Here is a 26,290-nt window from a genome sequence, read left to right as displayed (position 1 = left end):
AGAAAATCAGTTGGCTTTATTTCCTGGAGCAATAAAGCCAACCGATGCTCGGTTAGATAGAAACCTGACTTTTTCAGGGCTGACTACCTACTTTAACCAGTCCGGCTTCGATAGCCACGTGGACAAGTTCTGCAATAGAGCCAATATTGAGTTTGCTTTTCAGAATAGCGGTATAATTGGATACGGTCTTACTGCTGATGCAGAGCAGCTCAGAAATTTCCTTTGCATTGCTTCCCTGAGCCAGCATGACAAAAATCTCAAACTCTCGCTGTGTCATATCATGCAAGCGGGTATCTTTTTGCTCTGGACGTGATACTGCAAGACGCATGGCCAGTTCGTGTTCAACATAGAGCTGACCGGCAGCGACTTTAGTGACGGCTTCGATCAGGATTTCAGGTGTGCAGCTTTTGGTAATATACCCTTTCGCACCGGCTTCTAATGCCTGAGTCACTACAGGAATTTCATCGTACATACTGAAAAACAGAATCCGGATATCTGAATTTCTCTGCAATATACGCCGTGTCGCTTCTATTCCACTAATTCCCTTCATATTGACGTCCATAATGACAAGATCCGGACTATCAGTCTGACATAGCTGAAAAGCCTGATCGCCATTGGCCGCCTCCAGTACTTCACAGGGAGCCAGCATAGCAGACAGTAAACTGGAATACCCTTGTCTGACTACAGCATGATCATCTGCTATAACTATTTTCATTTTAACTCCTCAATCACGCTGTTTGTTGTAATGGTATCTGCAGTTTTACGGAGCTCCCACGGCCCGGAACCTGATTAAACACCAACTCTCCTTTCAGACATCTGGCGCGTTCTCTCATCGAGCGCAGGCCTAATCCTGAAAGCTTACCCGCAGTTTCATCAGCCAGATTACCGGAACCGTTATCGGCAATATTCAGAGTGATTTGCTGATTGTCTGAACTCAGGCAAACCCAGGTCTGCTCTGCCTGTGCATGTTGAGCAATATTGTTAAGCGCTTCCTGCACAATACGATAAATATGAGTCTGGCTTTCGTCACCAAGGGAAGGCAATTCATCCGGAAGCTCCAGAGTTACCGGGATATTATGGGCTTGTTGCCAGTTAGAAATCTGAGCCTTAATCGCTTCCAGTAGACCCAGTTCTTCAAGCATAACAGGGTGTAGTTGTCTGATAAGTTGCCGGAAACTGATCTGCATCGCATTGCAGTTTTCTGCAATTTGACCACCGACAGAGGCTACAAGATCCGGGTTTCCTGTGCTGTTCTGAATCAACCAGGCCTGGGCTCTTATTCCCGTCAGATACTGCCCGAGATCATCATGAAGCTCTCTTGCCAGGTAGGCTCGCTCTCTCTCCTGAATACGCATCAGTTCATGGGTCAGTAATCTGTTTTCAGTCTCTGCGTGTTCCAGAGCCTGTGCCATAGAATTAAAATGCCCCGATAACTGATCTATTTCACTGATTGAATAGTGATTCAGTCGGGTTGCATAGTGACCTTTTTCTATTTTGTTCAGGGCAGCAAGAAAGTCTGCAACAGGTTTTATACCCTGACGCACCCCCAGATAAATTGCCAGGTTAGACAGCAATGCACTCAGCCCGAACAATATGAGTACGCTCTGAAATGATTCCCAGACCTCCTCCACTTCATCTTCGGGATCAGCCTGCAGCTTCAGAGACCTGCCATCAGGTAAATATAGGAAATATTGTTTGTGTCTGAGCTCATCCAGTCCGGGAATCATCTGTTGAAACCAGTCTGGTACATCACCTTCTGTATTCGTCTCTTTGCTGATTCCGGTATGGCTATTATCAACAATTTCTAAAGATACATGACGGGTTTCTGTATGCAGGATTTGCTGTAGAAGGGAATTATCTGTCACTGCAACACTGAGTAACTGGTGAGTCAGATTAACTCCGGCTGTGACTTCACGGGTGATATCTTTAGTGGCTTGTTCCAGCATTTCCAGTGCAGTGATGATAAAAGCAATCGTAAAAACAATGGCTACCAGAAGATTTAACCGCACAACTGCATTCATAGAACTTCCTCAGAGAACCGCTTTTAGCCTTTGTCTTTGTTATTCGACCTGTTTGCACACTGCTTAGTACCTGAACATTTAAGTAGCCATATTCCCACCGCTGTTAATCAGTCAATTCCAGCAGAATTCTCAGGTATGTAATTGGAGCTAAAAGTCAGTGTCTGAATATACAGAGGTTAACCATATGGGAAGATGCCACCTTGGCAGAAGAAAAACAGGGTCGAAAGTAGTAGTTTTAGAAATCGGGTAATTATCAGCTGCCAGTTAATGAGGAGGTTCAGGCGTTAAATCATATTTCATAAAACGTCCTGCTCTATCCAGGCCTGTAATACGTAAAACAAAGTAACAGTTCTGAAAAAATAAGATGGACAGAAATATGAGCTATGCACACAGAGTGTCGGGATATGCTGGTTTAATCCCCTTCTTTACTTTGATGATTCTGGCAATCAGCGGATATGATGCTGCAGGGCAATGGCTTTTGTCTTACGCCGCTCTTATTTTCAGTTTTCTTGGCGGCATACTATGGCTGGCTACGCTCAAAGACCCGTTACCCCGGCATGTCACAGTCATTTCTCTTGTCGTGATGCTCTGGGGATGGTTGTGGTTAATCGTTCCTTCTGAGTACTGGCTGATTATCGCTGCGTTATCATTTTTGCTATTGCATGGCTATGAGCGGTATTTTCTGGCTCACAGTTACTTTCCGGATTTTATGCATTTAAGACGTAACTTGTCTGCAGGTGCAGCTATAGCTCTGACTCTGGCATACTTATTCCTGCCATGAAAGCGAAATCATCGCTTTCATGTATAACTGCAGAAAATAGCTGTATCACTATATGGCCTGTCAATCACTATCAGGAGACATATTTTTCAGCTTTTCGCACTCTGGAGTTGAAGCTCCGTCATCCATAATTTCACTGCAACTCAATCTGCTGATACTACGCATGCAAGCTGTGGCCGGAGCATAAAGTTTATGTTCCGGCCCGAATCCTGATATAGCATTTCCAGACGGCAAGCTCTGACACATAGCATCAAGGCTCTGTCTCATCATATCTCTGTATTCTGGCGGAATATTTTCTAGCTGAGTGCTGGCACATTGACGTATATGGTTACATGCCGCTTCAGATTCTCTCGCGTAAGCATCATCAGCAATTGCCTGACTTGTTGGGTATACAGAGAAAGCAACAATAGCGGTCAAAGCATAATGCTTCCATTCTGAAAGATATCTCATTATTTATGGACTCCTGTATTGACCTGAAGTAACAGTGATGCGCTCTGTCGATCCAGATGATCCTGTATATACCAGTCATGCTGCACAGACGATGGCAGATGAATTACATTTTCTGCCAGGCATTATCGTCACCCCGTGAATTCAGTCAGAAGCATATCAGATCCTCTTGCCAGGGCTCTGTCATACAAAAGCATATTCAAATGTTCATGATGTTGCTTTCAGCTCATCAGATAGCGTAATCTCCGGGCGCAGCGGATCAGGTAAATCCCTGCAAGACAGCTGATAATAACCGGACTATCCAGCACAATACCGGCTCCCAGTACACCGTAACCGGCAGAATACCCTAACAGACGTTGTTTACGACTGACGACTTTTCTGGTCATTGCCTATGTCTCCTGATATTTATTGTGAACGGTGTTCAAAAATAAATTGATTTTTGAACACCGTTCACAATATGATTGATCTATTGCTGAAAATCAACCCTGAAGGTGAAGAATTTATGGCACGAAGAAAAGATCATACCCATGATGAGATCAGGGAACAGGCTTTAAATGTTCTGATGACTCATCTGGAGGAAGCACCTGCAGATGCAACCAGTCTGAGGCAAATAGCCCGGCAAATAGGCTACTCACCCGGAACTTTGATTAATATATTTGGTAGCTATGATCAGCTATTACTCAGTGCAAATGCTCGTACACTGGATCTGTTGGCATCTGATCTTCAAAATATTTCCAAAGAATATGCTTGTCCCCTGTCACGATTAAAAGCATTTGCCTGCAGTTATCTGCGTTTTGCTGAACAATATAATTATCAATGGCAGCTTTTATTTCAGCACAGATTGCCAGAAGAGGAATCTGTGCCTGAATGGCAGCTACAGCGAATCAATGATCTGTTTGCCATCATTGAACAGGCATTATCTGAGTTAGCTACGACGGTTCCTGAATCTGATTTGCAACAGGCTTCACGTACTATATGGGCTTCGGTACATGGCATCTGCTCTCTTTCGCTGGATGACAAGCTATTTGCTGGTAGTCAGACCTATGGTGAATCTATGCTTGATTCACTGATCAGTCACTACGTCAGTGACTGGAGAGCACAATATAATGAACCGTCTCAGGCTATTAAAGGATAATAACCATGAGTCAGCACAGTCAGTTTTCTCTGTTAAGTAAGCGCCGCTTTCTACCCTATTTTCTGACTCAGGCTATGGGAGCGTTTAATGACAACCTGTATAAAAATGCTCTGTTACTCATGATCGCTTTTGGAGGTATCAGTCAGCAGGAAAATAGCGCTCTGTTAACTAATCTGGCAGCGGGTATCTTTATCCTGCCCTTTTTTCTGTTCTCCCCCGTTGCCGGACAGATTGCCGATAAAATGGAAAAGTCATTACTGATCAGACGAGTTAAATTGCTGGAAGTTGTGATTATGTCTCTGGCTGCGATATCCGTTCTTGCTGGTTCAGTCTGGAGTCTGATGGCATTGCTTTTTCTTATGGGATTGCAGTCAGCCATTTTTGGTCCGGTGAAATTTGCCCTGTTACCGCAGCACCTGAGCAGCAAAGAGTTAGTGGCTGGTAATGCACTGGTTGAAATGGGTACTTTTATCGCGATTCTGACAGGGACGATCTGTGCGGGTATTCTGTTTGATCTGAGTGATTACCGCTATTGGATTGCTATAGCTGTCGTTCTGTTTGCTGTATTTGGCTTAATAACCAGTCGTTTTATACCTGAGGCACCCGCTAATGACCCTGATCTCAGAATCAACTGGAATCCCTTTACAGAGTTAAAAAACACGCTGCGTCAGGCCCGAGAAAAGCGAGCTGTTTTTTTGTCTATTGTAGCCATCAGCTGGTTCTGGTTTATCGGGGCCAGCTATCTGACACAGTTTCCAGGTTTTTCTAAAGAATACCTGGGTGGTTCAACTCAACTGGTCACTTTGTTATTAACTCTGTTCTCGTTAGGCGTTGCAGCAGGCTCTCTGGTTTGTGACAAACTATCAGGTCACAAAGTCGAGCTGGGCATTGTCCCTATTGGTTCAATAGGCATGAGTATTTTTGGCATCGATCTGTGGTTTGCACTGGATCAGCTGAATATATCGCAGACAATGACGATTACTGAGTTTATTAGCCAGCCAGCTCACTGGCGTTTAATGCTGGATATTACCTTAGTCAGTGCTTTCGGTGGCATGTTTGTTGTGCCGTTACAGGCATTGATACAGCAACGTAGTGATGATAAGAACCGAGCTCAGATTATAGCCGCCAATAATGTACTCAATGCTTTGTTTATGGTGGCCAGTGCCGTCACTGGTATTATTTGTCTTGCCATTCTTGAAATGAGCATTGGTGATTATTTTCTGCTGTTAGCGCTTATGAATCTTATCGTTGCCGGTTATGTCTATTCTCAGGTACCAGAGTTTGCTCTGCGCTTTATGATATGGATTCTTAGTCATTCTATGTATCGGGTTCGACATAAAAACCTGAGTCATATTCCTGAACATGGACCTGCAGTTCTGGTCTGTAATCATATAAGCTATGTTGATGCCCTTTTAATTGCAGGAGCCTGTCAGCGCCCTATTCGCTTTGTGATGGATAAAAGCATTGCAGAACTTCCCGGTTTAAAGACCTTTTTCAGATTGGCCAGAACGATTCCAATTTGTCCTCCCAGGACAGATCCTGAGATGTATCAACAGGCATTTGAACGTATTAAAGAGGAGCTGGATGCTGGTGAGCTGGTATGTATCTTCCCGGAAGGTAAGCTGACCCGTGATGGTAATATCAACCCGTTTAAAAAAGGTATTGAGCGGATCATACAGCAGAATCCGGTTCCCGTAATACCTATGGCTCTGGATGGCTTATGGGGTAGCTTTTTCAGTCATAAAGACGGACATGCTCTGACAACACGTCCCAGACGCTTCTGGTCAAGAGTCACCCTGACGGCTGGGCCATCAGTACCAGCGGCTGAGGTTAATGCAGAAAATCTTCAGCAACAGGTTACTGATTTAATTCATTCCTGAGTCATTCAATGATGCGATTAGTATCTGAACGGACAGATACCGATCGCAAGTGATTTTATAACTATTTTGCTGGAAAAGACTGATCTGCGTTAAAATACCCGTTGCACATACCTACACTTACGATATAAGGGCATAATATGGGTCTGCTTTCTTCTCTTAAGTCTATGTTTTCCGGTGGCGAATCCACACCAAAAGAGCCGGAGGCAATGCCCTCAACTGAATATAATGGTTATACCATCACACCAGCCCCGGTCGCAGAAGATACTGGTTTTCGTATTAATGGCACCATTACTAAAGGCGATCAGAGTCACACTTTCATCCGGGCAGATACTTTGCCAACGGCTGACAGCTGTGCCCAGGAGATGATTCGCAAAGCGAAACAGATGATTGACCATCAGGGTGATAATATTTTCTGATTAATGCCTATGACTCAGAAGCAATTACTCGGCCGCTATCTTGACGATATTAATCCGGGCAGACTGGATTGGATAGGATTGCGTCCTGGTCGGAAACAGCCAATGATCACAACAGAGTCAGTCATGGCGTTAGCTGAACTGGGGCTTGAGGGTGATCACAGGTGTGAGAAAACACCTGGTTCTGGCAGACAAGTTACTCTGATTGCTGCTGAGTCTATCCGCACTATCGAAATATACTCTGGTCATCAGCATATATCACCAGATCAGTTGCGTCGTAATCTGGTGATATCAGGAATTAATATTAATCTTCTGCGTCATCAGAGATTCAGAATTGGTGACGCTGTATTTGAGGCAACAGCACTGTGCCACCCCTGCTCCAGAATGAATCAGACGATTGGCCCGGGCGGTGCTGCTGCTATGTTTGGCTATGGTGGCTTATGTGCCAGAATTATCCAATCAGGCCTGATCAGCACAGGAGATCAGGTTATTCCGCTGACGGATGAGAGCTGAACGTTATTATTCCGCCAGCTCTACTCTATTTCTGCCATTGGCTTTGGCCTGATACATCGCTTTATCGACCCTAAGAATGACAGAATGGAAAGTATCATCCTGACGGAACTCTCCAACACCAAAGCTGCAGGTTACATGACCGACTTCATCAAAAGTCATATTGAAAATTGTCTCTCTGAGTTTCTCGGCAACAACTTTTGCTTTGTCCTGGTTGGTTGAAGGCAGAATAGCGACAAACTCCTCCCCTCCCCAACGAGCAACTATATCAGTCAGGCGCATACGTTTACTGACAGTCTGGCAGATTTCCTGTAGCACATAGTCTCCAGCAGCATGACCATAGTTGTCGTTAACCTGTTTAAAGTGATCTACGTCGAAGAACAGAACAGAAAAAGTCTCTGAGCCGTAGCGTTTGACCCGGTCAATTTCTTTCTGTAACTCAACTTCAAATTTTGCTCGATTGTAAATACCTGTCAGGTGATCAATAACAGACATCTCTTCAAACTTGGTAGCCCTGACCTGAAGCGCACGGTTCATCTCTTTCAGCTGCTTGTCATTATTGCGCAGTATTTCAGACCAGCGTGAATAGACCCTGTTAATCAACTCGCCCTGAGTAATCTGGCCAACAACAAAGCCATCTCTGTCCTCAACAATTAAACGTTTAAACTGTTTACGTTGAATAAAGTTAAGAGCATCTTTTATCGAGGTATCATATGGAATGGTCTGAATTGGCTGGCTCATAAACTTAGAAACAGGCTGGTTAAGGTCCTGCGCTTCACCAAATAAACGGATGACATCCTTGGTTGTGATGATACCAACGGGCTTATCTGTATCGAACACCATGACACAATCATTCAGCAAATGATCCATCAGGCCTATCACACTGATAGCAGAATCAGATAGCTGGGCTTTTTTCAGATGCTGATTAAGGATAATTTCACTGATAGTACGTTTTTCCAACAGGCGATGAGGATCAATACTGGAAATAATATCGGCGTAAAACACAACGCCAGCCAGTTTATCGTTCTGATCGGTAACGCACAGGCATTCTATTTCATGACTGACTTCTTCCAGAACATCATCCAGTGGGGTGTCCTCACTGATAGAGAAGACTTTATCGTACTTAACCGAGTCGATAGGGTTTGAGAAATCAACCTGATTCACTCTGAGCCGGATCAGATCATTGGCTGTCAGCAAGCCAAAGCGGTGGTTAACATTCTGCGAAACAACAATAATGTTCCGATGATTCTCCCGATACATCAGCTCCACGGCACAGGCTATGGATTCCGTTGCATCAATCCTGATAACATTTTTCTGAGCAATATCTTTTACTGTGGGTATATTCAACAAACTGACCTTCAGCGACCGTGGGTTTCAATCAAAACGAGAGTAATGTATAGATTCGGGCTATTTTCTGCAATATAGTCATTAGCAGAAAATAGTGCCATTACTTCCCTCGTTGTATCATTTATGACGACGGGCTGGTTCCAGTTTTTGACTCAAATTTTCAAAAAAAAAGAACATATAGAAAATATGGCTAAACCCAATAAAAAGGCACCGACATCAACAGTGAATATCTATTGCGCTAAATGTCGGACACAACTGTATAAATATAAAAAAGGCGGCAAAGGGGCATTGGTCAAGTGCTTTAAAGAACGTATCAGTGAAGACTACACGACAACACCATGCCACTGTCCCGGATGTGACTCGATGTTTGCCAGAGATACACTGGTCAGAGGAACACCTGCGTTCAAAATGATTGGTGGTAAAGTGATGATGAAGTAACCGAAGTAGCACCGCTACTCCGGTTATTTGCCTGTATTTATTCAGGTGTATTCGTTCAGATCAGAATTTACAAAGCTGTGACTTCAATTGCTGAGGCATCCTGTGTTCCAACAACAGATATGAATATACCATCACCGCTATTATCCGGGCCAAAATGAATAACAACTGAATTTACAAAAGGATTAATCTCTGCACTTATCACTTCATTCGCAGCAACCAGGTTGGCAACATTTGTTTCACCAGGAGTTGCAGCATCAAGGTCCAGCTTTAGCTTATCGTTAGTAACATCAAAGCCATTAATCGTCAGAACAGTGTTTTCATCCAGTGCTTCAGCAGCTGTAATATCAAGCACAAAAATATCACTCTCTGATGTCGCGTCTACTGTGCCGGATGAACCCGCAGCTAATGTAATCTCATTAGCAGTGTCAGTATTATCACCTGAATCTGTATTGTTGTCTCCGGTTCCTGAATCAGTGTTATCATCGCCCGATCCGCTATTACCATCTGTACCTGAATCGGTATTACCATCTGTACCTGAATCAGTGTTATCGTCGCCATGCCCTGAGTCATCTGCTGTTGAGACGAGCAAAGAATAGGTTCCACCACTGTATCCACCAACATCGACATCATAAGTTCCTGAAACGGTTGGTGTAAATGTGATAAGGGATTCAAGCCCTTTACCGCTGTCATCATCGAAATGGCTCAGGTTATTATTACCGGAAATAGTCAGATGTGGATCCACTAATGTCCCCAGACCTGAATCTTCTGCCAACAGGTTAACAACATATGTATTACCTGCTGTCAGCGTCACCTGATAGGTCTCTGTTTCTGAAGCATTTATCAGATCGCCAGAAATCACCTGATCGGTCTGAATCTGCATAACGCCATCATCATCTTCCCCTGCTGGCTGTATAGACAGGCTATGAGACGCTGCGCTGGTCGCTGAAAAAATAGGTATAAGGTCGATGTTGTACAGGCTGGTTGACTGAGATGTGAATGATAATGTAGTGGCATCCGCTTCTGATACATAACTTTCACCTGAATAAACATTCTGAACGCTAATCAGAAATTTATCAGTCTGGGAAGCAAGCCCCAGATCTATGGTGTAGTCCTTACCATTTTGTAATACCAGACTGTATTTGGCATTACCATCACCAGAAAAGTTATAAGTAGAAGCAATCTCTGCACGCTCACCATACACATCTGTGTCCAGTGCAGAACCGTCAAAGCCCTGAGCATCAAACCAGGCAACGACATCTGAAGCACTTACATCCAGTTCAACAATCTCTGCCAGCATCTCAGAGGTTACGCCAACGCTCTTTACCGTATTATATATAATCTCAGGCGAAGACAGGTTTCCCATAATAAAAGCGTTAGCTTCATTCATTGTGAAACCCAGTTTGGATAAGTATTCCTTAGTTGACATATTGTCTCCCGGTATAAAGCAGGCCTGTTGTACAGCCCGTATGGTCATATAAATTTAAAAATGCTAATAACATCTCTGAACAAAAAAATATGCTGGTATTCTCCAGCCAGCAGCTGGGGCATACTGCGATGTGTGCAGGGAAACTTTGTTCAGCGATATAGTTGATCTTGTTTCAAAACGATAATCTTTATGAAACAACCTATAGCGAAATGCTACCACATTCTTTATAGCTTTCCTTTCTCTCCTTCCAGAATATACCATCTGATACAGGGCTATAACATGATTGTACGAATACCACCGTCACTGGCAACTGTCTGCCACATTACCTGAGATAAAATTATCAGTAAATTCAGTTAGCTGGAAAGATATGCCTATATCTATCATGCCAGAATAAACACGCCAGCTCTGGGCAATGTGTTTAACCCGAGCAGAAGCGTCTTTGCCAATAGATTCCATCTTCTACGGTTGTTGACCGGAGAAGATGGAAAGGTACTTGTTCAGATACGTGATATTTACTTGCAGACAATACTTATCGTGGGGTTTTACTCATTTCGTTCAGGATAAATTCTGCAATAGATCCCTCAGTTGCTGCTATATAGTCCTGAAGATGATGGCTTTGCATATGAACCTGCCATAGTTCACGACTTTCCCAACGTTCATAAAACAGAAAAATGGCAGGGTTATCATTATCCTGATGTAAATCGTACTGCAAACAACCTTTTTCCTGCAGGGTTGGCTCTATCAGCTTAGTTAGTTCTGCTTTTACCCGTTCGATATGCTCAGGTTTGGCTTCAATTCTGGCAACAATAGTTAAGGCCTGACTCATCGTTGAAAACGCCTTGAAGTAATAAAGTCAAAGATATTGATCAGACAGGTATCTGTCTGAAATTAAGCATCAAACCCTTCCAGAACTATCTTTCCAATTGTTCTGCCCGCTTCTAAGTCCTGATGGGCTCGCTTAAGGTTAGTGGCATTGATAACTCCGTAATGCTCTCCCAGAGTTGTTTTCAGCGTTCCGGCATCAACCAGTTCTGATATTTCATTCAGTAAATCCCGCTGTCTGGCCATATCTTCTGTCTGGTACATAGAACGGGTATACATAAACTCCCAATGAATAGAGACTGATTTACTTTTTAACTGCAGGATATCAAGCGGTTCAGAGGGATCATCAATCAGTGCAAACTTACCCTGAGGGGCAATGACCTGAGCAATTTCGCTAAAATGCTGTTCTGTCGCGTTAAGACTGATAACGTGGGAAACATAGTCAATACCGATATTTTTTAGCTCTGAGCTCAACGGTTTTCTATGATCAATAACATAATCAGCCCCAAGCTCTGTTACCCATTTCTGGCTTTCGGGGCGAGAAGCAGTTGCAATAACTGTCGCTTCCGTTAATTGAGTTGCCAGTTGTACCAGAATCGACCCCACGCCTCCAGCGGCACCGATAATCAATATCTGCTCCTTATTATTCTTTGTAGCACCATAGGTCTTCTGAATACCTAAACGATCAAATAGCATCTCCCAGGCTGTAATTGCGGTTAAAGGTGCGGCAGCGGCCTGAGCATTACTCAGGCTGGCGGGTTTACGGCCAACAATACGTTCATCCACCAGATGGTACTCTGCATTGGTGCCCTGTCGGGTTAAATCCCCGGCATACCAGACGATGTCCCCTTTTTTATAAGCTGAGACTTTATCCCCGGTTTCAATCACTTCACCGACGGCATCCCAACCCAGAACTTTATAGTTGCCCTCTTCTGGCTGAGCTCTCATACGGACTTTTGTATCTACCGGGTTGACAGATATCGCTGCTATTTTCACCAGCAGATCATGTCCCCGAGCTTGCGGCACGGGCAAATCAATGTCCTGTAAAGCATCTGATTGGGTAATTTCCAGCGATTGTTGATAGCCGACTGCTTTCATAATTTCTCTCCTGAATAAAGGCTTTAGCTGACTGTTGGAGACATTCTGCCTGTGGTTTAATAAACTAAAAACAGGGCTATAAACTAAACACTTTCAAAAAATATTTGATAAATGAATATTGCAGATCTGCAACTTTTTATACGCACCGCGGATACAGGCAGCATTACTGCTTCAGCCAATCAGCTGGGAACAACTCCAGCCGCTGCCAGTGCAGCTCTTAAACGATTGGAAAAGCAGCTTGAAACTCAGCTGTTCATCCGCTCTACCCGACAGTTACGCATTACCGCTGAAGGAGAACGCTTTCTGGTATATTGCCGACAAGCGCTGGCTCAGCTGGAAGAAGGTAAAGCCTCTCTCCAGGCTATGCGAGGACGAATTGCCGGTGAACTCAGAATGTCAGTGCCATCAGATCTGGGTAGAAACTTTATTCTGCCCTGGCTAGATGAAGCTATGGCCCAACATCCCGGTTTATCTCTTCAGCTCAGTATCAGTGATGCGTTATCTGATTTCTATCTGGATCGAGTGGATGTCGCGCTGCGTTATGGAGAGCTGGAGGACTCCAGTGCAGTTGCTTTCCAGATTGCTGTTGTCGAAAGAATTGTTTTTGCCTCGCCAGATTATATTTCTCAACACGGGGCCCCCACTCACCCGAATGAACTCAAGCAACATAACTGTTTGTTATACCGTTTAGGTAAAAGAGTCTTTAATCACTGGGGACTGTCAGGTAAAGGTGAACAACATCAGGTTATGGTAAGGGGCGACAGAGAAAGTAATGATGCAGAAGTTGTGCGGCGCTGGGCCCTGGCTGGAAAAGGCGTTGGTTTTAAATCCAGCCTGGATTTAAGTGCTGACCTGCAAAGTGGCCGTCTGATCAGGTTATTGCCTGACTATCAATCAGAGCCGGTTGGTTTGTGGCTGATCTGTCCCAGCAGAAAACAGGTAACACCGGCGGTTTTAATGTTAAGAGACTTGCTTCGTCAGCACTGTGCAGAAGCTTTACGCCAGATATAGTACTTCTTTTCTCTTTTGCGCTGATGTTAAAGAACGGTACGATAATGGCGATTCCTGTTGTTGATTTCAGCCATAAGTCAGGGATATCAGATACTGGATCTGAATCGGCTTAGTCAGAGGAAACACCAGTTGGATAAGAATCTGGTGGTGTATTTGTTCTTTATTATTTTCTGATGCGTTACAGCGTCAGCTCCCGATCAGTCATCAGTCCCGTTAAATAATTTTTAATAAGCATACGGATTATACTCCTGCAGATTTTCGAAGAAGTTCATTACGGTAATTTCCTGGTGTGGATTCAGTAGTCTTTTTAAAAATCCTGATAAAAAAGCTCTGATTTTCATAGCCGACAGCGTAGGCAATCTCTCTGACACTCATTGTTGTCGATAGCAGCAATTTCTTCGCTTTTTCAATCCGGACAGCTTGCAGGTACTGAGTAAAAGAAAGCGCTGTCGCTTTTTTCAGACGGCGTTTAAGACCCGTATCACTTAGCCCGAACTGGCGAGCAACGCCTTCAATCGTCAATACTTCCTGATAATGCTCTTCTATCCAGTCCTGAATCTGTGCAATATCCACATCTGTGTGATTGCGCCGCCCGGGAAGAATGGGAGTTATCTGCTCTGGCGACGATAACAAGCCATGTGCAGCACACAAGTTAGCGAATTTATCCCCACGGTACTGTCCCAGATGGTACAGGATGGCATCAATACCGCCCGTCAGACTGCCGGTAGTAAATAAGCCACCAGATTCAATAAAAGAACTGTGGGATGTAAACTGACACTCTGGAAATAACTGTCGAAAACGAGCAATAAAAGCCCAGTGGGTAGCAATAATCCGTTGATCCAGTAATCCGGCTTTTCCTGGCAACAGCACACCAGTGCTGGAGGCCAGAATTGGAATCCCCTTGTCATATTGACGACGAATCCAGCTAATCAGGCTATTTTCATCGAGAATGGGCAGATCAATGCCACTGCCCTCGATCGCCGGAATAATAACCAGGTCCGTTTTATCGACAGTACTCAGTGCACAATCCGGAGTGATGCCTGCTCCACTGGCGGTTGTGACCAAAGAGCCATCCACTGAGGCAATAACACAATGAATGCTCTGCTTCCGGAAGATTTTCTTTTCAAGAATGCTGGCGATATGGACAAAATCTTTAATTGTCATCACATTCATCGCCCAGCAGTTGCGGTAAGCCAGAATAGTTATATGCATTTTTAAATCTCTTTGACCTGATCAGACTATATATTGGCCTGAATAGCTATCGCCTGGCCAGTATCTGTTTCATTATGCTGTCAGTACATACCTGAACAAACATATTCCGATATATCTCAGCCAATGATGGGATAGATTTTCCACTTTAAAAAGAAGTACTTTTATTCAGGTACTTATATATAACAAGAAGCTACAAAAATATTATGAAAAATATCACTGTTTCTGAACAGCATCTGGATACTCCTCATGGCTTAATTTTTATTCGACAGTGGGAGCTGGATGAATCAGCTAAAAATGACCCGATTGTGTTATTGCATGATTCACTTGGCAGTGTTGCACAATGGCGTGATTTTCCAGAAAAAATTGCTCTGGCAACCGGCCACCCGGTAATTGCCTATGACCGGGCCGGTTTTGGTCAGTCCTCTGCACGGAATTCGTTACCTTCTCGCCAATTTATCAGTGAAGAAGCAGAAATTGCTTTCCCGCAGATCCGACAGACTCTGGAACTGACAGATTATTATTTACTGGGGCATAGTGTGGGTGGCGCAATGGCACTCTTGATTGCTTCAGAAGATAGCCGGTGTAAAGGCGTTATATCCATTGCCGCTCAGGCGTTTGTAGAGGAAAGAACCAGAGAAGGAATTCGATTGGCTCAGCAGTTTTTCCAGGACCCTGATCAGTTTAATCGGCTTGGGAAATGGCATGGCGAAAAAGCACGCTGGGTGCTATCAGCCTGGACCGAAATATGGCTGTCAGAAGACTTTGCTGACTGGAGTCTGATTCCTGAGCTGAGTCAGGTCCACTGCCCTGTTCTGGTTATTCACGGTGAATCTGATGAATATGGCTCAAAGGCGTTTCCAGAAACCATTCGTGATCAGGTTTTCGGGCCGGTGCAAATGGCGGTTATCCCTGATTGTGCTCATATGCCCCATAAAGAGCAGCCTGAGACAGTGCTTAATCTGATTTCAGCATTTTTTAATCAGTCTGAATAACAAGATCCCACTCTGAGTGATCTCTTAAAAATAACATCACAATCTTTTGCTTATCAGATCTGAGCACTTAAGGCTGTCAGGTATTCCTTTTACCTGGCAGCAATCCTGACCTTCCTTGCTTTCCTCATTAGTTGTCATCTTTTCTCTCCTGCCTTCAGTTGTGAACTGAATACGCTATGTCTGGCAGACTGATCTGTCTTTTAAGTACCCAAGAGGTAGAGCAGAGATTTTTTAATCTATGTCAAACCACTTGTTAACAGCAGTCAAAAAATATACGATTCACATACAAAGCATATTCAAAATAAATATATGGATGCCATATGGGTGTATTAAAAGTATCAGAAGAACTGCATGGAGAAATTCGTAAAAGTAGCGCTGTAATGTCACGTTCTATCAATGCCCAGGCTGAGTTCTGGTTAAAAATGGGCATGCTTTGTGAACGAAACCCGGATATGACCTTTAACCAGATCATCCTCCAGCAGCTCAGGCAGGAACAGATTGATCCTCAGACATTACTGAATGGAGAAACCGATGAGCGGAATTAAGCAGGTCTCCATCAAAACGGCAGGTGAAATTGAGATCATGCGTGAATCCGGGCGTTTACTGGCCAGTGTTTTCGTAATGCTGGATCAACACATTAAGCCTGGTATAACGACAATGGAGATTGACAGGCTGGTTGAAAGCTATATCGTCAATGAGTTGAAAGCACGTCCGGCAAGTAAAGGGCAGTATGGTTACCCCTACTCTCTTAATGCATCGGTTAATCATGTGGTGTGTCATGGTATGCCATCAGAAAGCTATAAACTGAAATCCTCAGATATTGTTAATATCGATATCACGCTGGAGAAAGGCGGTTTTATTGCGGACTCCAGTAAAATGTATGTTATGCCTTCTGCCAGTACTCAGGCTCGCCGTCTGGTTAAAACAACTTATGAAGCCATGTGGCTGGGCATTCAGGAGGTTAAACCGGAAGCAACATTAGGTGATATAGGTTTTGCTATTCAACAACACGCTCGTGAAGCGGGTTATAGTGTTGTGCGCGAATATTGCGGGCATGGTATCGGCCAGCAGATGCATGAAGCGCCAGATGTATTGCATTATGGTCGACGCAATAATGGCATGATTCTGCAGCCAGGCATGACATTTACTATTGAGCCGATGATCAATCAGGGGGTATCGAGGATTAAAACATTATCAGATGACTGGACGGTTGTGACCCGTGACAGAAAGCTGTCGGCTCAATGGGAGCATACTATTCTGGTAACAGAAAACGGTTATGAAGTACTGACCTTGCGTGAAGAAGAGCGCTGTTAAAGTAACGCCGATGACTCCGGATGCTACAAGATGTGATACAGATACTTCTTCCTATCATAACTATTGAGTAGTAGTCTGGACTGGCAATGGATATTGCTGACCGTATGTGTCTCATTTATTAAAGGAATGACTGCATGGAACGCATTATTTTTAACTGGGCTCTGATCTTATCTCTGGCTTTTTTTTCTACCTTCTCTATCGCCTCCGATAAACACCCGCTTGATAAACCACGAACGAGTGTTTTACTGAAGATCAGTGGCAAAATTAAAAAGACCAATGCTGATAACATAGCCCTGTTTGATCTGGAGATGCTCAGAGATCTTCAGATCTATACTCTTGAGACCCACACGCCATGGCAGGATAAGCCTCAGAAATATCAGGGCATATTATTAAGGGATCTGTTGAATCTGGTTGGTGCAGATAAAAACAGCTCACTCTACACCCGAGCTTTGAATGATTATGATGTTTCTATCCCCGCTGAGATGATTGAAAAGTATTCCCTTATGCTGATTTTTAATCAGGATAACCAACCTATCAAAATTCGGGATAAAGGCCCTTTGCGCATTCTCAGTTCGTTTGAAGATTATCCTGAGTTACGCAAAAATAGTCGTTATATGATCTGGCATCTCAATGAGATAGAGGTCAGGTAAGCCCTTAAAACCGCTATCCCTGAAAGAGATCATCTTTCAGGGATATAAACAGGCACCAGTGCCTTTGCAGAATGTTGCGATATTCGTAGCTTCTGGCAGGATAAAACCGAAATACTTTCTGTTGGCTATATCAGAATTAATAGTCTACTGGCCGAAAATAGCACCCTTCTCAATGCCTTCATACGCAAAGACACGAGTATCAGTCTGCTCTGTGCTTTCACAGATAAAACGGGCAATCAGTTCAACTGTGCTATCCGTTTCCATTAATGTGCAAATACTTTTTGGCACGCTCAGCTCAAAGTAGCCCTGGTTGGCGGTATAAGCAAAGGTAATACTACTTTCATCTTCGGTAATAATGTCTTCCCGGGTACCAATGTAAGCATCGCGCAACTGATTTGCCCATTGCTTTTCCAGCGTTTGATTTCTTGAACCACTGGTGAAAATTTCAATTCGGGATCTGTGACCATGAGCAATACGCTGGCAGTTACCATCATGCTTTTTCAGACCGTGGCTATAGTGATAGTATGCCTGATCATCGGGCATAATCTCATGGTGCAGATGAAAGCGGACGCCTTTTACATTGCCAGGTAATACATCAGGAGCTGTGCTCTCCAGCCAGCGGGCAACATTTTCCGGAGTGATTGCTGGAACGGGTAAACGCTGTATCGCACACTGAGGACTGATATGACGGAACATTCCGACATGACTATCGAAAGTCATTTCCACCCGCCCTTCATCTTCGTTAATAAGACTATATGCGTCTGATGCCTCTGGTATTAGCAGAGCATGATCAACGGTACTGTCGATCATAGCTTTCAGTGTTTTCTTTACATGGCTGAAATCGAATAACATGCCCTGTTCATTCAGATCACCGTCCAGTTCCACGTCCACGTGCCAGCTTTCCCCAACCAATCCTCGGCGGGCATCCAGATAAGAACAGTCAATTACGGTCAGTTTACGAACAAAAAGGGTTGTCATATTTTGGATAATCCTGAGTCCTGTACTGTGATATTCACATAATATAGTAAAACTTATGATAAATATTTTACGTTATTGTTTCTTTTTTTTCAGTCAGATCAAGCAGATGCTCGGTTTAAGGTGTTCAGCAACAGGACAAAATGATATGTTACACCCTATCACAAGTGATAAAATGCTCTATAACTTAATAAGAGTATCAGGCGATAACTGACCGTTCCTGATTGACAGTACCGTTATCGTGCTCTGCCGATATCAATGGTTTATTGATATGACTCTGATCAATGGAGGTTGGCAGATGCAAGAGATTCAGCTCTGGCTTAGCAAGGTGAAGCTATCATTAAGTGCTAATGAGATTCCCTGAGCCTGGCAGAGAAGTCATTGAGTACAGATAGACTGAACGGTGTCGCCTACAGGCAATTTTCCTGACAATCATGCTGATACGCTACAACGTATCTTTTATAAGATAAAACAGGCCTGCCAAAGTTAAATATTGAAAAACTGTTACCAGCAGAAAATGCCGGGCTGACAGTGAATTAAAGCCGGTAATCGGCCAACGTCTGGAGCTAAACCGTTAATGAAGTCTCGTTTATTCTCTAAAGTCGGTGCAACTGCTGCACTGGGAACTGCTGTTCTGTCTTTTGCCAGTTTTCCGGTTCTGGCTAAGCCTCTGGTGTATGTCAGTGTATTGCCTCAGAAGTATCTGCTAGAACAGATTGTTGGCGATAAAGCAGAGGTCGAGGTACTGGTACAACCCGGCCATAACCCTCATAGTTACGATCCTACGGGTAAACAGATGGCTCAGCTGGGTAAGGCCAGCCTGCTGTTTACCACGGGTGTACCATTTGAAGATAACTGGCTGCCAAGAATCAGTAAACTTAACCCTGACCTGGTGCTGGTTGATACGACTCAAGGTATTGAGCAGGTCGAAATGGCTGCCCATGCTCATCATGATGAAAATGAAGATAAAGAGCATGGTCATGACGAGCATGAAGATCATGACCACGATAAGCATGATGCTGACCATGAGGAGCATCATGGACATAAAGAACATGATCATAATGATGAGCACGAGCATGCCCATAAAGATAAACATGATGCTCATGAGGGCCATGATGATCATAAAGAAGCGCATCATGATCACGATGAAGAGCATGACGATCATCATGACCACAAAGGCGAGCTTGATCCCCATGTCTGGATGAACCCTCTTCTGGCGATCAAACAGGCTGACAATATGACTCATACACTGGAAAAAGCATTTCCTGAATCAGCAGAAAGCTTTGAACAGGGTTTCGTGAAACTGAAGCAGCGTCTGACTGCTCTGGATCATGACATTCACGAAAAGCTGCATGATTATGAAGGCCGCAGTTTTATGGTATTTCATCCAGCCTGGGGTTACTTCGCCAAACGCTATGAGCTTGAACAGATTGCCATTGAGTTTGAAGGTAAAAGCCCGAGCGCTCGTCAGTTAACTGAACTGGTACATAAAGCTGAACACGAAAATATTAAGGTGATTCTGGTTCAGAACCAGTTTAACCAGAAACCGGCAGAAAGAATTGCCAGTCACGTTAATGCAAAAGTAGTAGCGGCTGACCCATTACCCTATAATCTGCCAGAAGCATTAGAACAATTAACCCAACAGCTGCTGGAGTCCTGGCAATAATGGGGCGATTCCCGAAAAGTATTATTGAGTTTGACCGGGTTAGTTTCCGGTATCAATCAGTGCCTGTTCTTGAAAATATCACCCTCGCCGTGCGCGAGGGTGAGTTTTTGGGTCTGGTAGGTCCCAACGGCGGGGGTAAAAGCACCCTGCTTAAACTAATTATGGGATTGATCTCACCTGACTCTGGCTCTGTCAGGGTTTATGGCACGACGCCTAAAAAGGCTCGCTCTCGCTTGGGGTATGTGCCTCAGTTTGCCCGCTTCCCTTCTGACTTCCCTATTACAGTGGAAGAAACGGTGTTAATGGGACGTTTGAAGCAACGCCGTATCTGGCAGCGCTACAGTGCTGAGGATAAAAAAATAGCCCACAAGTCTCTGGAAGAAACCGGAGTTGCCGAGTTTGCAGACCGTCCTATTGACCAGCTTTCAGGTGGTCAGCTACAGCGAGTTCTGATCGCCCGTGCTCTGGCTTCAGAACCAGAACTGCTATTACTGGATGAACCAACCGCCAGTGTCGATTCACACCAGGAAAAAGGTGTGTTTGATCTGTTTAAAGAGCTTAATAAACGCATGTCTATTATCGTGATTTCTCATGATATTGGTTTTATTACCGACTATGTTGATCGTGTGGCCTGTCTTAATAAAGAAATTCTCTGTCACGAGACTCACGCTATTACACCGGATATTATTGATCAGATGTATGGAGGGCATGTTCATGCTATTCATCACCACTCCCATGCCATCTGAAACTATCGCCTTAACTTCAGATCATTTATAAGCACCTGAACAAAAATTTCTCTGTAAGAGCCAATCGTATACGTCTAATTCAGATAGAAGAATATCGACGCGCTTTTGTTCAGGATGTCATAAGAAAACGCAGAAAAAGCAGTCCTATTATGATGGAATTTTTTACCGCTCTGGCCGAACAGAGTTTTTTGCAAAGTGCGATGATTGCCGGAGTGCTGGCCAGTATTGCCTGTGGTCTGATCGGCAGTTATGTCGTGGTGATGCGCATCAGTTATCTGGCAGGCGGTATCGCTCACTCAGTAATGGGAGGCATGGGTATCGCTTATTTTCTGGGTGGCTCGCCTCTGGTCGGAGCATTGATTGCAGCGGTTGTATCCGCCTTGATTATCGGCCTGGTCAAACTGTACTGGCAGGCTCGGGAAGATACTCTTATTGGTGCTTTATGGGCTTCAGGTATGGCGCTTGGCATCATTTTTATCAGCCAGACCCCAGGCTATCAGGTCGATCTGATGAGCTATTTGTTTGGTAATATTCTGTTGGTTGCCGAAGGCGATCTCTGGTTAATGGCCGGAATGGATCTGATTATTGTAGGGGCTATTGCTCTGCTCTATCGGCCTTTCCAGGCGGTAGCCTTTGATCCTGAGTTTGCCCGTATGAGAGGTCTGCCGGTTAATCTGCTGTATCTGTTGTTGCTGTGTATTGTCGCTTTAACCGTTGTGCTTCTGATTCAGGTGGTCGGTTTGATTCTGGTGATTGCACTGCTGACTCTTCCGGCTGCAATTGCAGGGCATTATGTGAGAACCCTCTCCTCTCTGATGGCTCTGGCGACATTACTGGGTCTTTGCTTTACATCTGCTGGCCTTGCGATATCCTACGGACCAGATTTACCAGCAGGGGCAACTATTATTCTGCTGGCTGCGGGTTGTTTCATTATTTCCAGTGTACTTTCTGCCCGCAAAAAACCGATGAAAAGTCCGGATACACGGACATAATCACTGTGTATGTAGCATTCATCTGCTACGTATCACTAAACCCTATATAATTCTGTCTCAGAGCCTGGCATTCAGAAGGTTCTGAGACATTGACCAGGATAGATGCATGAGTGACACTTTCAGCTGGAAAGCGATTGAAAAAGCAGAACTTAATCAGAAATTTGACCTGACAGAAGCTCTGGAAAATATTCAGTACAATGCCGATGGTCTGGTGCCTGCAATTGCTCAACAGCATGATACTGGTGAGATTCTGATGATGGCCTGGATGAATCTGGATTCCATTCGGGAAACGCTGCGTACCGGGCGGGTCTGCTACTGGTCCCGTTCTCGTCAGGCCTACTGGCGTAAAGGCGAATCCTCTGGTCAGGAGCAGCATCTGAAGGAACTGCGTCTGGATTGTGATGGTGATACTGTACTGTTACTGGTCGATCAGACTGGCCCTGCCTGCCATACTGGCCGTCGCAGCTGTTTTTACAACTTAGTCGATGGCGAGCATCTGGTCGTTGATAAAGAACCACTTATCGATCCTTCCGAGCTTTACAAGAAATAACTGATATAATACTTGTCGTTTGTCACACACGATATTGATTATTCAGATGATTAAGAGGCAGCTACGATGAAATGGTTTCTGAAACTACTGGTGAAATTCTACCGATACGTGATCAGTCCCCTGCTGCCTCAACGCTGCATCTATTATCCGACCTGTTCGACTTACGCTATGGAAGCATTAGAGGTTCATGGTGGTTTTAAAGGTCTTATTCTGATTATTAAACGCATTCTGAGTTGCAATCCTTTTGCTAAAGGCGGCTATGATCCGGTGCCTGAAAAAGGTCGCTGGAGTAATGGATTAAAAGACGCAGATCAGACTGGCACACAGGAACAGCCTGAAGTGGAATCACAGCAGCCCTGCCAGTGCTGCAGTAATCAGAAATCTGATTCAGCGACAAAACCGTAAAAAGTAATTACTACTATCTTTATACACCGCCTGAGAACCCGAGATTTCCCTTGTTTATGGCCCGAATTGAATCCCCATGCCTTGGCGTCTGTAGCACCACTCAGGGTGACCAGATCTGCCGGGGCTGCAAGCGTGACTCTGAAGAAATTCTGAACTGGGGAGCTTATACCCCGGAACAACGTAGTGAGATAATGCTTCGTACAGAACGTCTCACCGTATCTTCTGTTGGTGAATACTTTCAGCTGATTGATAAAGATCAACTGGAACAGCAACTTATACGACACAGAATCCGTTATACTAAGCGCTTTGATCCTTTATGCTGGGTAGTTGACCTGCTGCGAGCCGGTGCCAGAAATATTCAGCGACTTGACGCCTATGGTCTCAGCTTTTGTAATAGCGAGCACAGTGAAGCGGATCTTGAGCAGCTTTACCAGACCATAAATAAGCAGATTTTACAGAATACGGATAGATTGATTCGTGAAAGATACTGATTTACTTGAAGAAATGTTCCAGTTCCTGCCTTGTCGTACGCCAGAACTGTGGGTTCAGCAAGCGCTGGAGAATCTCGATATCCTGCTGATTGACCATGCTCAGTGTGAGAAAAAAGCGGCCTCAACGGCGATGAACCTGATGTATCGTTATGTTGATCGTCCGGATCTGTTAAAGAAAATGTCTCAGCTGGCCCGTGAAGAGCTGCTGCACTTTGAGCAGGTTGTGGGTATTCTGGAAGAGCGTGGTATCCGTTATGAGCACATCTCAGCCGCGCGCTATGCATCCGGCCTGCGTGACCATATGCGCAAAGGCAAGGATGAACTGATTGATCTGCTGATTATCGGTGCCTTTATTGAAGCCCGCTCCTGTGAACGTTTTATGGCTCTGATTCCACATCTGGATGATGCCTTAGCGAAGTACTATCGTTCACTGGTCAAGTCTGAAGGCCGTCATTATCAGGATTACCTGTCACTGGCTAAAATGTATGCCGACGAGCCAATTGATGATCGCATTGCTTTCTTTGCGCAAGTCGAGAAAGAGCTGATTGAATCGGATGATGATACTTTCCGTTTCCATAGTGGTCCGGTGAATAGTGGTCCGGAGAAAAACGCAGCATAATCTGCATCTCTTCAACGAGCACAGTTATAGCGAGAAACCGATAAGCTCCTGAAATACCCCGAGTGAGTTTCCTCGGGGTATTTGTATCAGACGCTCAGAATTTGCATCAATCCATTACATGACCCGGTTGGTGGTCATAAATTTCGAATCCTGATCAGGGCCTGTGCCATCAGCGTACAAAGTTACCCCTGAACGCAGACAGATCGATAAGTTATCATGAGAAGCCGCCGTTTCTTCTGGTAGCAGATGGTTCACAACCGCTTTCTCTTCCAGCAACTCTTGTTCCGTTACCTTCAGACACTCCTTACTGAAATCATTCAGCTCAATGCCCTGGACAATCTGATAACGACCGTAATTACAACGAACCGGGAATGAGTAGAATATCCCTTTCTCTACGCCGTAACTGCCATCACTCAAAATCCCCATGCTGGCGACTTCACCAGGCTCCGTACCCAGCACCCAGTCATGCATATGATCAACAATCGCCTGAGCTGCAGAGGCAGCACTGGACAGACCACGAGCCTGAATAATTTCACTGCCACGTTGCTGCACTTTGGGAATGAACTCTTCCTTATACCAGTTCATATCAACCTGGTTTATGGCTGGTTCGCCAAGAATAGTGGCATGATGCAGATCCGGGTATTGAGTCGGAGAATGGTTCCCCCAGACGATAATACCGTTAACATCTCGCGGGGTCGCCCCGGTCTGGTTTGCCAGAATGCCTTTAGCGCGATTGTGATCCAGGCGAGTCAGGCAAGTAAACTGAGATGGGCTCAGATCAGGTGCGTTACGACTGGCAATCAAAGCATTGGTATTAGCTGGGTTGCCTGTAATAAGCACTTTAACATCACGGTTGGCATAATCATTCAGCGCCTTGCCCTGACGCGCGAAAATTTCACCGTTAACTTCAATCAGATCGCTTCGCTCCATACCCGGACCACGAGGTCGTGCACCGACCAGCAGGGCATAGTGAGCATTTTTAAAGCCATCCTCTACATTATCATGCAGAGTGATCGTATGTAGCAGCGGATAGGCGCAATCCATCAGCTCCATAGCAACACCACGCAGGGCATCCATAGCTTGTGGGATTTCAATCAACTGCAGGATGACAGGCTGATCTTTACCCATCATCTCTCCCGCTGCAATCTTAAATAACAAACTGTAGCTGATCGCTCCCGCAGCACCAGTAACAGCCACTCGGACTGGTCTTCTCATTATTACACTACTCCATGTAGCTTTTAGTTTTATAGGGTTCCAGAAGACTAAACTAAAGTCTATAACAGTAAAAGTATTCGGGTTATATTGCGTCGGGATTAAGCAAATGTGTAAAGCAGATGGCAGAATTCAGGCAAAATGATGTCAGCATCAGGATTATCTTCTGTCTGGTTGCGACTTTTACATTATCCAGGGGATAATCCTCTGGTAATTCAGTTTACTATCCGGAGCTGGTGGTGAAAGAAAAATACATCAATCTATTTACTGATTTTGGTTTCAAGAAGGCTTTTGGTGAAGAAGCCAGCAAGCTGCATCTGATTAGCTTTCTTAATACCTTGTTGCCAGAACACCATCAGATTCAGGAACTACATTTCACCAGCAATGAACATCAAGGCGCGACAGCTTTGGATCGTAAAGCCATTTTTGATCTGAACTGCATCAGTGCGAGTGGTGAGTTTTTTATTGTTGAGTTACAAAAAGCAAAGCAGAATTATTTCAAAGATCGAAGCGTATTTTATGCCACCTTTCCTGTTCAGCAACAAGCTCAGAGAGGAAACTGGAACTTTAAATTATCAGCAGTCTATACGATAGGTATTCTGGATTTCATTTTTGAAGATGAAGAAACTGATACTCGCAATGATGTCATTCATCATGTACAACTCAAAAATCAGCACAACCAGGTTTTTTACGACAAACTAACTTTTATCTATCTTACTCTTCCTAACTTCACCAAAACTCAGGATCAACTGGAAACCTTGCAGGATAAATGGTTTTTCCTGTTTCGTCATTTACATGAACTGGATGAGATACCTCCCCGCTTAAGAGAAAAAGTCTTTTTGAGCTTATTTGAAAAAGCCAGTATTGCCCGATTTCAACCTGAAGAACGTCAGGCTTATGAGTCCAGCCTGAAATACTACAGAGACCTGAAAAATGTAATCGATACTGCCAGAGATGAAGGACGTGAAGAAGGGCGCGAAGAAGGCCGGGAGGAAGGTCTGGAACAGGGGCGTGAAGAGGCCACATTACAAATTGTTCAGGGTATGTTAACTACAGGCTTACCTGATCAGCAGATATGCTCAATCGCCCGAATTAGCAGTGAGCAGCTAGAGATCATTAAAAATAATTTATAACATCACA

The 26,290-nt window shown here is 44.4% G+C and carries 30 protein-coding genes; 19 read left to right on the top strand and 11 right to left on the bottom strand.

Translation table 11 applies throughout. The features are described from left to right. Nucleotides 1–73 precede the first annotated feature (73 nt). The gene (locus H4O21_RS21180) at nucleotides 74–715 is read right to left on the bottom strand and encodes a response regulator (protein ID WP_182810912.1); all 642 of its coding nucleotides are present in this window, start codon (nucleotides 713–715) and stop codon (nucleotides 74–76) included. Nucleotides 716–728: 13 nt separating this feature from the next. Continuing rightward, complete coding sequence (locus tag H4O21_RS21175) at nucleotides 729–2,021, bottom strand: HAMP domain-containing sensor histidine kinase (RefSeq protein WP_182810911.1); 1,293 nt, start codon at nucleotides 2,019–2,021, stop codon at nucleotides 729–731. Nucleotides 2,022–2,397: 376 nt separating this feature from the next. On the opposite strand from H4O21_RS21175, the gene H4O21_RS21170 reads away from it, so the two are divergent. After that, nucleotides 2,398–2,802 (top strand): DUF3429 domain-containing protein, encoded by a 405-nt coding sequence (locus tag H4O21_RS21170; RefSeq protein ID WP_182810910.1) that lies wholly within the window; start codon nucleotides 2,398–2,400, stop codon nucleotides 2,800–2,802. Between the two features lie 60 nt (nucleotides 2,803–2,862). Here the strand turns inward: H4O21_RS21170 and H4O21_RS21165 are convergent, their stop codons facing one another. Further along, nucleotides 2,863–3,249, bottom strand: a complete 387-nt coding sequence (locus H4O21_RS21165) for an LA_2478/LA_2722/LA_4182 family protein (protein WP_182810908.1) — start codon at nucleotides 3,247–3,249, stop codon at nucleotides 2,863–2,865. A gap of 218 nt (nucleotides 3,250–3,467) precedes the next feature. Next, entirely contained in the window at nucleotides 3,468–3,632 is a 165-nt protein-coding gene (locus tag H4O21_RS21160; RefSeq protein WP_182810905.1) for a hypothetical protein, read from the bottom strand. Nucleotides 3,633–3,748: 116 nt separating this feature from the next. Between H4O21_RS21160 and H4O21_RS21155 the strand changes: the two genes are divergently transcribed. The 4 genes from H4O21_RS21155 (at nucleotide 3,749) to H4O21_RS21140 (ending at nucleotide 7,187) form a co-directional block, all read left to right on the top strand. Next, on the top strand, nucleotides 3,749–4,381 hold the full coding sequence (locus H4O21_RS21155) for a TetR/AcrR family transcriptional regulator (RefSeq protein WP_182810903.1): 633 nt from the start codon (nucleotides 3,749–3,751) through the stop codon (nucleotides 4,379–4,381). Between the two features lie 5 nt (nucleotides 4,382–4,386). After that, nucleotides 4,387–6,261: an MFS transporter gene (locus H4O21_RS21150; RefSeq protein WP_182810901.1), complete on the top strand. Its 1,875-nt coding sequence runs from the start codon at nucleotides 4,387–4,389 to the stop codon at nucleotides 6,259–6,261. A gap of 137 nt (nucleotides 6,262–6,398) precedes the next feature. Continuing rightward, a complete protein-coding gene (locus tag H4O21_RS21145; RefSeq protein WP_182810899.1) occupies nucleotides 6,399–6,677 on the top strand; it encodes an HlyU family transcriptional regulator in 279 nt (92 codons plus the stop codon). Nucleotides 6,678–6,686: 9 nt separating this feature from the next. Next, entirely contained in the window at nucleotides 6,687–7,187 is a 501-nt protein-coding gene (locus H4O21_RS21140; RefSeq protein ID WP_182810897.1) for an MOSC domain-containing protein, read from the top strand. 6 nt (nucleotides 7,188–7,193) lie between these two features. Here H4O21_RS21140 and H4O21_RS21135 read toward each other — a convergent pair whose 3' ends face one another. Next, nucleotides 7,194–8,531, bottom strand: a complete 1,338-nt coding sequence (locus H4O21_RS21135; RefSeq protein WP_220495782.1) for a diguanylate cyclase — start codon at nucleotides 8,529–8,531, stop codon at nucleotides 7,194–7,196. A gap of 186 nt (nucleotides 8,532–8,717) precedes the next feature. On the opposite strand from H4O21_RS21135, the gene H4O21_RS21130 reads away from it, so the two are divergent. Further along, on the top strand, nucleotides 8,718–8,969 hold the full coding sequence (locus H4O21_RS21130) for a hypothetical protein (RefSeq protein WP_182810893.1): 252 nt from the start codon (nucleotides 8,718–8,720) through the stop codon (nucleotides 8,967–8,969). Nucleotides 8,970–9,036: 67 nt separating this feature from the next. On the opposite strand, the gene H4O21_RS21125 is transcribed toward H4O21_RS21130, so the two are convergent. The 3 genes from H4O21_RS21125 to H4O21_RS21115 form a co-directional block, all read right to left on the bottom strand. Then, complete coding sequence (locus H4O21_RS21125) at nucleotides 9,037–10,395, bottom strand: autotransporter outer membrane beta-barrel domain-containing protein (protein ID WP_182810891.1); 1,359 nt, start codon at nucleotides 10,393–10,395, stop codon at nucleotides 9,037–9,039. 529 nt (nucleotides 10,396–10,924) lie between these two features. Then, nucleotides 10,925–11,221 (bottom strand): putative quinol monooxygenase, encoded by a 297-nt coding sequence (locus H4O21_RS21120; RefSeq protein WP_182810889.1) that lies wholly within the window; start codon nucleotides 11,219–11,221, stop codon nucleotides 10,925–10,927. 62 nt (nucleotides 11,222–11,283) lie between these two features. Next, complete coding sequence (locus tag H4O21_RS21115; RefSeq protein ID WP_182810887.1) at nucleotides 11,284–12,315, bottom strand: zinc-binding alcohol dehydrogenase family protein; 1,032 nt, start codon at nucleotides 12,313–12,315, stop codon at nucleotides 11,284–11,286. A gap of 111 nt (nucleotides 12,316–12,426) precedes the next feature. Between H4O21_RS21115 and H4O21_RS21110 the strand changes: the two genes are divergently transcribed. Further along, nucleotides 12,427–13,326 carry a LysR family transcriptional regulator gene (locus H4O21_RS21110; protein ID WP_182810885.1) on the top strand — a complete coding sequence of 300 codons (900 nt, stop codon included), beginning with the start codon at nucleotides 12,427–12,429 and terminating at the stop codon, nucleotides 13,324–13,326. Between the two features lie 240 nt (nucleotides 13,327–13,566). Here the strand turns inward: H4O21_RS21110 and H4O21_RS21105 are convergent, their stop codons facing one another. Then, nucleotides 13,567–14,538 (bottom strand): GlxA family transcriptional regulator, encoded by a 972-nt coding sequence (locus H4O21_RS21105; protein ID WP_182810883.1) that lies wholly within the window; start codon nucleotides 14,536–14,538, stop codon nucleotides 13,567–13,569. A 203-nt stretch (nucleotides 14,539–14,741) separates the two neighbouring features. Between H4O21_RS21105 and H4O21_RS21100 the strand changes: the two genes are divergently transcribed. The 4 genes from H4O21_RS21100 to H4O21_RS21085 all read left to right on the top strand — a co-directional run bounded on the left by H4O21_RS21100 (nucleotide 14,742) and on the right by H4O21_RS21085 (nucleotide 17,494). After that, nucleotides 14,742–15,530: an alpha/beta fold hydrolase gene (locus H4O21_RS21100; protein ID WP_182810881.1), complete on the top strand. Its 789-nt coding sequence runs from the start codon at nucleotides 14,742–14,744 to the stop codon at nucleotides 15,528–15,530. Between the two features lie 320 nt (nucleotides 15,531–15,850). Continuing rightward, on the top strand, nucleotides 15,851–16,075 hold the full coding sequence (locus H4O21_RS21095; protein WP_182810879.1) for a ParD-like family protein: 225 nt from the start codon (nucleotides 15,851–15,853) through the stop codon (nucleotides 16,073–16,075). Next, nucleotides 16,062–16,844, top strand: a complete 783-nt coding sequence (map, locus tag H4O21_RS21090) for a type I methionyl aminopeptidase (protein ID WP_220495779.1) — start codon at nucleotides 16,062–16,064, stop codon at nucleotides 16,842–16,844. The genes H4O21_RS21095 and map overlap by 14 nt, the downstream gene beginning before the upstream one ends. Before the next feature lie 134 nt (nucleotides 16,845–16,978). Then, nucleotides 16,979–17,494 carry a putative pterin-binding protein gene (locus tag H4O21_RS21085; protein WP_182810878.1) on the top strand — a complete coding sequence of 172 codons (516 nt, stop codon included), beginning with the start codon at nucleotides 16,979–16,981 and terminating at the stop codon, nucleotides 17,492–17,494. Between the two features lie 144 nt (nucleotides 17,495–17,638). Here H4O21_RS21085 and H4O21_RS21080 read toward each other — a convergent pair whose 3' ends face one another. Beyond that, nucleotides 17,639–18,472, bottom strand: coding sequence for a 6-pyruvoyl trahydropterin synthase family protein (locus H4O21_RS21080; protein ID WP_182810877.1), 834 nt, complete (start codon nucleotides 18,470–18,472; stop codon nucleotides 17,639–17,641). 574 nt (nucleotides 18,473–19,046) lie between these two features. Between H4O21_RS21080 and H4O21_RS21075 the strand changes: the two genes are divergently transcribed. The 7 genes from H4O21_RS21075 to H4O21_RS21045 all read left to right on the top strand — a co-directional run bounded on the left by H4O21_RS21075 (nucleotide 19,047) and on the right by H4O21_RS21045 (nucleotide 23,938). Further along, nucleotides 19,047–20,135, top strand: a complete 1,089-nt coding sequence (locus tag H4O21_RS21075) for a metal ABC transporter solute-binding protein, Zn/Mn family (protein WP_182810876.1) — start codon at nucleotides 19,047–19,049, stop codon at nucleotides 20,133–20,135. Beyond that, entirely contained in the window at nucleotides 20,135–20,881 is a 747-nt protein-coding gene (locus tag H4O21_RS21070; RefSeq protein WP_182810875.1) for a metal ABC transporter ATP-binding protein, read from the top strand. The genes H4O21_RS21075 and H4O21_RS21070 overlap by 1 nt, the downstream gene beginning before the upstream one ends. A gap of 149 nt (nucleotides 20,882–21,030) precedes the next feature. Further along, on the top strand, nucleotides 21,031–21,873 hold the full coding sequence (locus H4O21_RS21065) for a metal ABC transporter permease (RefSeq protein ID WP_182810874.1): 843 nt from the start codon (nucleotides 21,031–21,033) through the stop codon (nucleotides 21,871–21,873). A gap of 106 nt (nucleotides 21,874–21,979) precedes the next feature. Next, a complete protein-coding gene (gene hisI, locus H4O21_RS21060) occupies nucleotides 21,980–22,423 on the top strand; it encodes a phosphoribosyl-AMP cyclohydrolase (RefSeq protein ID WP_182810873.1) in 444 nt (147 codons plus the stop codon). 66 nt (nucleotides 22,424–22,489) lie between these two features. Next, nucleotides 22,490–22,828, top strand: coding sequence for a membrane protein insertion efficiency factor YidD (gene yidD / locus H4O21_RS26370; protein WP_182810872.1), 339 nt, complete (start codon nucleotides 22,490–22,492; stop codon nucleotides 22,826–22,828). A 56-nt stretch (nucleotides 22,829–22,884) separates the two neighbouring features. Then, on the top strand, nucleotides 22,885–23,319 hold the full coding sequence (locus H4O21_RS21050) for a DUF1289 domain-containing protein (protein WP_182810871.1): 435 nt from the start codon (nucleotides 22,885–22,887) through the stop codon (nucleotides 23,317–23,319). A gap of 13 nt (nucleotides 23,320–23,332) precedes the next feature. Further along, nucleotides 23,333–23,938 (top strand): MiaE family protein, encoded by a 606-nt coding sequence (locus H4O21_RS21045; protein WP_182810914.1) that lies wholly within the window; start codon nucleotides 23,333–23,335, stop codon nucleotides 23,936–23,938. Between the two features lie 114 nt (nucleotides 23,939–24,052). Here H4O21_RS21045 and H4O21_RS21040 read toward each other — a convergent pair whose 3' ends face one another. Next, nucleotides 24,053–25,153 (bottom strand): malate dehydrogenase, encoded by a 1,101-nt coding sequence (locus H4O21_RS21040; RefSeq protein WP_220495778.1) that lies wholly within the window; start codon nucleotides 25,151–25,153, stop codon nucleotides 24,053–24,055. A gap of 236 nt (nucleotides 25,154–25,389) precedes the next feature. Between H4O21_RS21040 and H4O21_RS21035 the strand changes: the two genes are divergently transcribed. Next, nucleotides 25,390–26,283 (top strand): Rpn family recombination-promoting nuclease/putative transposase, encoded by an 894-nt coding sequence (locus H4O21_RS21035; RefSeq protein WP_182810870.1) that lies wholly within the window; start codon nucleotides 25,390–25,392, stop codon nucleotides 26,281–26,283. Nucleotides 26,284–26,290: the final 7 nt, after the last annotated feature.

Origin of the sequence: Oceanospirillum sediminis (genome assembly GCF_014164585.1) — a bacterium.
Classification (GTDB): Bacteria; Pseudomonadota; Gammaproteobacteria; order Pseudomonadales; family Halomonadaceae; genus Oceanospirillum; species Oceanospirillum sediminis.
The sequence above is the reverse complement of the archived record's forward strand: the minus strand, read 5'-3'. Positions and strand labels throughout refer to the sequence as shown.